The 6,918-nt window shown below is 72.1% G+C and carries 7 protein-coding genes and 1 pseudogene; 2 read left to right on the top strand and 6 right to left on the bottom strand.

Annotated elements, in window-relative coordinates:
* Positions 1-106, top strand: a pseudogene (locus AB0D94_RS37405) (lytic transglycosylase domain-containing protein); the annotation flags it as partial.
* 262 nt (positions 107-368) lie between these two features.
* A complete protein-coding gene (locus AB0D94_RS37410) occupies positions 369-1,217 on the top strand; it encodes a hypothetical protein (RefSeq protein ID WP_362062317.1) in 849 nt (282 codons plus the stop codon).
* A 137-nt stretch (positions 1,218-1,354) separates the two neighbouring features.
* Here the strand turns inward: AB0D94_RS37410 and AB0D94_RS37415 are convergent, their stop codons facing one another.
* The 6 genes from AB0D94_RS37415 to AB0D94_RS37440 all read right to left on the bottom strand — a co-directional run bounded on the left by AB0D94_RS37415 (position 1,355) and on the right by AB0D94_RS37440 (position 6,799).
* Positions 1,355-1,966, bottom strand: a complete 612-nt coding sequence (locus AB0D94_RS37415; protein ID WP_362062320.1) for a TIGR03086 family metal-binding protein — start codon at positions 1,964-1,966, stop codon at positions 1,355-1,357.
* 119 nt (positions 1,967-2,085) lie between these two features.
* Positions 2,086-2,394: a hypothetical protein gene (locus AB0D94_RS37420; RefSeq protein ID WP_362062323.1), complete on the bottom strand. Its 309-nt coding sequence runs from the start codon at positions 2,392-2,394 to the stop codon at positions 2,086-2,088.
* A gap of 218 nt (positions 2,395-2,612) precedes the next feature.
* Entirely contained in the window at positions 2,613-3,212 is a 600-nt protein-coding gene (locus tag AB0D94_RS37425; RefSeq protein WP_362062326.1) for a DUF1772 domain-containing protein, read from the bottom strand.
* Positions 3,213-3,463: 251 nt separating this feature from the next.
* A complete protein-coding gene (locus tag AB0D94_RS37430) occupies positions 3,464-4,501 on the bottom strand; it encodes an MBL fold metallo-hydrolase (protein WP_362062329.1) in 1,038 nt (345 codons plus the stop codon).
* Positions 4,502-4,925: 424 nt separating this feature from the next.
* Positions 4,926-6,416, bottom strand: coding sequence for a UDP-N-acetylmuramoyl-L-alanyl-D-glutamate--2,6-diaminopimelate ligase (locus AB0D94_RS37435; protein WP_362062332.1), 1,491 nt, complete (start codon positions 6,414-6,416; stop codon positions 4,926-4,928).
* Positions 6,417-6,643: 227 nt separating this feature from the next.
* Entirely contained in the window at positions 6,644-6,799 is a 156-nt protein-coding gene (locus AB0D94_RS37440; RefSeq protein WP_362062335.1) for a hypothetical protein, read from the bottom strand.
* Positions 6,800-6,918: the final 119 nt, after the last annotated feature.

Consider the following 6,918-nt stretch of genomic DNA (forward strand, 5'->3'; position numbering starts at 1 on the left):
GACCAACCCCGCCACCCAGATCAAGTGGGGCCTGGACTACATGAACGAGCGCTACGGCAGCCCCGTCGGCGCCTGGAACTTCTGGCAGAACAACCGCTGGTACTAAACCACCAGCGGCAACACACACACACGAAAACGCCCGGCCGGGAATCCCCGGCCGGGCGTCTTTGCGTACACGGCCGCCGAGCTCACCTCTGCTGCGAACCCATGTCTGCCGGCGACGACCTCGAGGCACAGCTGCACGACCGCTGCCACCACACCGCGCACTCACATGCGGGAAGGGGTGGGGGGTACGGGCCCGCCCGCCGGGCCCGTAGGTTGCCGATATCGGATGTACGCACCGCCGTGTCGCGTCCTACGCTCGGCGCGTGGACCCCGTCGAACTCGCCTGCGTCGTACTGCCCGTCACAGCTCTGCTGTCCGGGGTGCTCGGCATGCGGACCCTTCAGGAACGGAAGTGGTGGCGGGTCGTCCGCGAGCGCAGTGCCGCGCTGCTGGTCGACCCCTACCACGCCGCCACCGGCCGCTGGTGGGCCGGGGACGACGTCCAGGCCGCCGCCGCCCGGCTGTTGCTCGACGGGCTGGTCACGGTGAACCACCGCGGCAACCTCGCCCTCAATGCCGCTGGTGCCGACCCGCAGGCGGACGCCGGGCACCCCCTGCCGAACGCGCTGCTCGCCGCCCTGCGCCGACGCACCGCACCGGCCTCCCTCGGCAACATCGCCCTGCGCGACCGCGCGTTCGCCACCGCCCAGGAAGAGTTCCACGCCGCCTGCCGCAAGCGTCTGCGGTCCCGGCTTCCGACGATGCCCGGCGGCTCCGGCCGTCTGGCCACGCTGGCGGTGTGGGCCGGGCTGGCGGTGATCGTGGGGACGGCCATCACCATGATCGGGACCGACCCCCACGGGCCGGTGGAAGGAACGGCGGCCACCGCGACCTGGTTCGCGCTGGTCGTGCAGATCGTCTGCCTCGTGAAGTACGGCAGGCTGCGCGACGACGCCCGCCGGGAGGCTCACCTGAACGAAGGGCTGATTTGGGAGAAGCCGCACCCAACCCTCACCGAGCTGGCCGCGCTGGACCCCGAAGCCGCGGCCCGACTCCGGATCAGCCGCCTGCGGACCCGCCGCCGCCGCAACCGCGGCCCCCGCCGCGCCCGCCGCCCCGCCATCGCCTCCACGGGGACCGCAGACGGCCGACCGGCCACCGACGAGACCTGAGGACGCGGGCCGTGAAAGAGCGTTTCATCCGGGCTGCAACAGCCTGCGCCTGGAACGCTCGTCCGTGGCAGTCCACCCATCCGCTCCCGCCGAGGCCCGCGCCGCCGGTGCCCGTCGAAACCGGACGCCGACAAGGGCTACGACGACCCTCGGCGGGGGGTCTGCGGGGTCCAGCCCGGATCACGCCCGCTCAGCCCGACTGCCCGGTCCAGCAGGGGGGCGTCGTCCGGTACGGGCACGACGGGTCCGAAGATGTCCCCGCGGTCCTCGTCTTCGACGGACGCCAGCAGGAACGCGTGCGAGGCGCGCAGCGCGGCCTGATCGGGTGCGTACTCCTGGCCGGTGGCCCGGGCCAGGTCCCAGCCGTGCACCACCAGTTCGTCGACGGTCACCGCAGCCGCGATCTCGCCGGGCAGGTCCACGCCGCCCGCGCGGGTCATGCCGGTCCACGCGGCGGGATCCTTCCAGGCTTCGGCCAGTTCACCGAGGACCTGGGGCAGTTCCTCGCGCCAGCCGGCGGGCAGGGAGATCGCGGCTGGGTCGGGGGCCGTGTCCGTCGTGGGGCCCAGGTCCTTGCGGGCGGCGTCGCGGAAGGCAACGGCGAGGCCCAGGAGGTGACCCAGCAGGTCGCTGACCGCGTACTCGGGGCAGGGCGTCCGGTCGGCGAGCCGGGCCTCCGGGACGCCGGCCGCGAGACGGGCCACGATCCGGGCTTGTGGTCCGAGGTCGAGAGTCGTCGTATCGGTCATCTGCCGCTCCTCCGGGAAGGTGGGGTCTGGGGACCGGCTCGGCCGGTACGCGTCGCTGCCGGCAGCACGCTCGCCATCCGGGGCCGTGACATCACGGGGACGTCAGGACCACGCTCGGGTCAGCCGATGCTGTGCTGCTCCTGGACGTCGCAGTCGGTGTAGACCGTCGGCCTGTCCATCAGCGCCGAGAGCTGCTGAGCCAGCTCGTTGGTCTCGGGCGCGTCGCTGTTGGCCATGGCCACCTCGTAGGAATCAAACTCGACCACGGCGAGGTAGCGGTTGGGGTTGGCCCGGTCCTTGAGCAGGGTGCGGGCGACGGGGGTACCGGTCCGGCCCTCCGAGAGGGCCCGTTCCTCGTAGGCGCCCAGGAGGTCGCGTACCTCGTCGATGCGCCCGGTCTCGAAATCAATGATCTGCGCGAACTTCATGGTTCCAGTTCCTCCTGGCGCACGTCGGGCCCGCGGATGGGGCCCTCCCTGCGCACAGCAAACACCGCCGCACGCGGCACCCCCGCCTCACACGCTCGCCGGCGCGGCGATTCCACGAGTTTGGCGGTGGGGAGCAGCAACGGGCTACGACGGTCTGCTCGGCCATCTCCTGATCGTCGAGGCCGCGGATGAGGCACTGTCGGGCGATGCCGCGGGAATTACCGGGGGCGGGGGTCCCAACGCGACTCGCCCGGGCTGGTCGCCGGCCGCTCTGTGGGCCGGCTCGTGGCCTGGCCGAGCCCGCGATGGATCACGAGGGCCCAGGTGAGGCAGCCGAACCCGATCGTTGCCGCGACGGCCCGCACGGTGTTCCAGGCCGTCCACATCGTTTCATCGAGCTGGGCGCGGAGCGCCGCGAAATCGGCATTGCTGCCGGGCCCCGTGGCCGTCCGGACCTTCTCGTTGAGGGGCTCATGGACACCGAACGTGATCGCGTACACCACCAGGCAGCACACCAGCGCCGCCCCGGCCCACACCAGTACCGGGCGCTGTCCCGCGCGGAGATGGAGAACCACGGCCAGACCCGTGAACAGCAGCGCGCCCATGTACCCCACACCGAGGAACAACGGATTGGTGATCGCCTCATCGAGCGCCTGGAAGGCCACGACGAAGGTGCGGTCGTCGACGTTGCCCAGACCGGGCATGACCACGTTCGACCAGTTCACGAAGAAGCCTGCCAACAGTCCGGTCGTCATCGTGGCCAGCATCAGGACGACGGTCCTGAAGACGCCGTTCCCGGTGCTCTGCTGCCCGGTCATGACGACACTTCCTTCGGGAATTCCTCAAGGCTCCGGAGGCTCGATACGTCGCACGGGCGGACGGATACTGCGAACTCGGCTGTGTTCGGTGCAGTGGTCATGCGTTCAGAAAAGCAGGAGATGGCGAGCCCATCCTTGATTGAAAGCCGCGATCCATGTGGATTCGTCTACGGTGAAATTCATGGATCCGCTGACCCTCCTGGGCCGGGCGGTGCAGGACGGAAGCAGTTCACCGCGTCCAACTCGCGCGCTCACGGGTTGTGGAGCGGGGGCCGGGACCAGGGCGCGTCGACATCGCCGGACTCCGGCCGCAGCCCGAGCTCGCGGAGCTGGTTGACCGCCATCATGGCGGCGAACATCGCGTTCGGGTTGGCGCCGCCGACCCCCAGTTCGGCAGCGGCTTCCGCGTAGCGGGTGGTGAACGCGCTCGGCCGCACCTGCCCGCTCTCCCCCGTCAGGCCGAGTGCGGCCTCCTGCAGGGCGGTGGCCTGTTCCAGCAGCCCCTCCAGGTAGGGCACCACCTCGGCGCCACGGCGCACGGCGAAGGTGTGCCCGTCGGTGAGGAGCGTGGCTTCTCCCTCCTCGAAGAGGAGAGCGACGGCCCCGAGCACGGTCTGGATCTTGAGCTGGTCGGCGTCGGCCATCGCACCGCAGGGCCCGTTGCCCTCGTCGGACAGGTGCAGGACTCCGCAGTCGCTCAGGTGCACGATCACGTGCCCGGCGCAGTGGCCCTGGCTGCGCAGTACGCGGACCGCTCCGTCGGCGAAGGTCCAGCCGGTGAATCGGAGCGAGCCGATCCGGATTCCTTCCAGCGGTCGTTCCTCGTAGGTCCGGGTCGTCGCGCCGAAGGGCCGCATCGGCTGGAAGAGCGACACCACCTGGCCAGCCAGGACGGGCGGCGCGGGCAGCGGCGCCAGCCCGGCGATGCGCTCGAAGGACCGTACCCAGTACGACGCCGGGTCCCGCATCTGGTCGAGGTCGAGGGCGGGGACGTAGTGCTCGACCGGCACACCCAGCTCGTCGGCCAGGTCGTTGTTGCCCACGTGGTCGAGATGGCCGTGCGTGGTCAGCACCAATGCCCGGGACCAGTGCCCGACCCGCTCGGTCGCCTCCCGCAGGGCCGCGCGGAAGGCCGCGGTGACGCCGGTGTCGACGAGTACCAGGGTGTCGCCGACCCGGTGCACGAGGGCGTTGGCGACGTCCGGCTGACCGCGCCCGACATCCAGTTCCTGCCCGCACACCAGCACGGTCCCGTCGTCGATCTGGATCAGGTCACCGAGCGCGGCCATGGTTCCTCCCGCTGTCTCGTCCGGTTCCGACCGTGAAGCCGCGCAAGGCGAGGGCACTTGTTCCCCGCCCCTCGAGGACTGCCTTGAACCCGGCACAGGGGGGCGGGACCTCGTTCTTCCAATGTGCACGACGGCGGCAGGTCGTGCACATCTGCCCCGGCGCCCGTCCGCCCCGCCGAGGCTGTCCCCGGCGGACGCTCAGCCGTCCGCTCGCGGACCGCCAGGACTGGTGACACGCTGGTTCAGGGGCGTGGACCCGCTGACAGCGTTGACGCACCGTCATACCAACCGTGCGCGGCCTGCCGGACCGGGGTCGCGCCGGGCACGGCTGCTGACCCTGACCACCTTCGCACCCTCCCTGACGATCCGTCGGGCTGCGCGCTCCCCGCGCTGCCGGCCTTCCCCGGCAGAGCCTTTGCCCTGCTCAGGACTTCCGGACGAGTTCGCGTACGGTCGCCATGTCACTGAAGGGGAGCAGCTCCTCGCCCACGATCTGGTGCGGCTCGCTGCCCTTTCCGGCGATCAGGACGACGTCGTCGGGCCGCGCGGCGGCCAGTGCGAGCCCGATGGCCCGCCGCCGGTCGGCGGAGCGCTCGAACGGCGTGCCGGTGGCCTCGATGCCGGGGGCGATCTGGTCCAGGATCAGCTCGGGGTCCTCGGTACGGGGATTGTCCGAGGTCAGGACGCACAGGTCGGAGTGGGTCCCGGCGATCCGGCCCATCTCGGCCCGCTTCGTGGTGTCCCGGTCCCCGCCGCAGCCGAAGACGGTGATGACCCGGCCCCGGGCGAAGCCCCGGATGGCCGTGAGGACCTTGTCTAGGGAGTCGGGCGAGTGGGCGTAGTCCACGATCACCGAGGTGCCGGCGGGGGTCACAAAGCGCTCGAACCGGCCCGGTACGGGCGGCATCTGGGCGAGTGCGGCAACCAGTCCGTCCAGGTCGTGCCCCAGTACGTGGCAGGCCGCGACGGCCGCCAGTGCGTTGGACACGGAGAAGCGGCCCGGGACCGGGATCGCCGCCGGGTACTCCCGGCCGGCGTGGTGCAGCGTGAACCGCGTGCCCGAGGCGTCCGCGACGAGGTCCGCGGCCCGGAAGTCGGCCTCCGTGTCGAGGCCGTAGGTCGTCACCGCTCCCGGCATCATGGCCCGGATCCCGGCGCCCACGACATCGTCCATGTTGACCACCGCGTGCCGGCACAGTCCCTGGAACAGCCGCAGTTTGGCGTCCGTGTAGTGGGCCATGGTGCCGTGGTCGTCCAGGTGGTCCTGGGTCAGGTTGGTGAAGATGCCGACGTCGATGAACGTGCTGTCCACCCGGTACGTCTGCAGGGCCATCGAGGTGGCCTCCAGCACCACGCTGCCGGCGCCCTGGTCCCGCATGCGGCCCAGGAGGTACTGCAGGTCGGGCGACTCCGGTGTGGTCAGCACCGAGGGCGGCATCGGGATCATCTCGTCGCCGATCCGGCTGCCCGCCGTCCCGATCACGCCCACCGAGGCGCCCTCGGAGATCCTCAGCAGCGACTCGACCATGTAGGAGATGGAGGTCTTCCCGTTGGTCCCGGTGACCGCCACCATGTCCATCTGCCGGCCCGGCTCGCCGAAGTAGCGCGAGGAGGCGACCGCGGCCGCCTTGCGGGTGTCGGACACCCGTACGACGCACACCGCGGGAAGCGGCTCCCCCCGGAGGGGCGTGGCGGCGGCTCCCGCCGCGTCGACGAGTACCGCCACCGCCCCGCGCGCGAGCGCCGCCCCGATGGAGGCGGGACCGCCGCCGCGGTGGCCGGGTACGGCGATGAAGAGCGAGCCCGGCACCACCCGGTCGACGTCGAACGTGGTGCCCGCGGTGATCCCCGTGGATTCGGCGTCGCCCTGGATGACGTGGTGCTCGTGGCCGGTCAGCAAGCCGCTCAGTTTCACGGTGGTCCCTTCGGAGGCGGCTACGGCCCGGCGTGCGGCCCTCGCCTGGCGGCAGCGCCGACGGAGCGTCGGGACTGCGGTGATGATGTGGGGGGCGATGCGTCGCCCCCGTGCGACGGGGCCGGGCCGGGCCGTTCCGGGCGCGGTGGTCATGGCCGGGGTGCCGGGGCAGGGCCCGTCGCGGGAGATGGTGTGGGAGGGGCCGGGCCCGGGCGCGGCGGGAAGCGCTAGCCGTGGCCGTGCAGGGCGCCTCGGCCGACCGTGGGGGCCTGGCCGCCGGCTGCGGTGCGGGGGCTGACGCCGCTCCGGCCCGCGGAGGCCGCGCGCGCGACAGGAGCGGCCTGCAGCGGCAGGCACTTCCCCGTAACGCGTGTGCGGTTCATGGGCCGAGTGTACGTGCGCCCGCGCGACCCGTACGCCGCGTCGGCGGCGGGGGCGGGGGCGGGGCCCCCCCCGGGGGGGGGGGGGGGGGGGGCGCGCGGGGGGGGGGGGGCCCCCCCCC

It is taken from the genome of Streptomyces sp. NPDC048255 (assembly GCF_040652415.1).
In the GTDB taxonomy this organism is placed as follows: Bacteria; Actinomycetota; Actinomycetes; order Streptomycetales; family Streptomycetaceae; genus Streptomyces.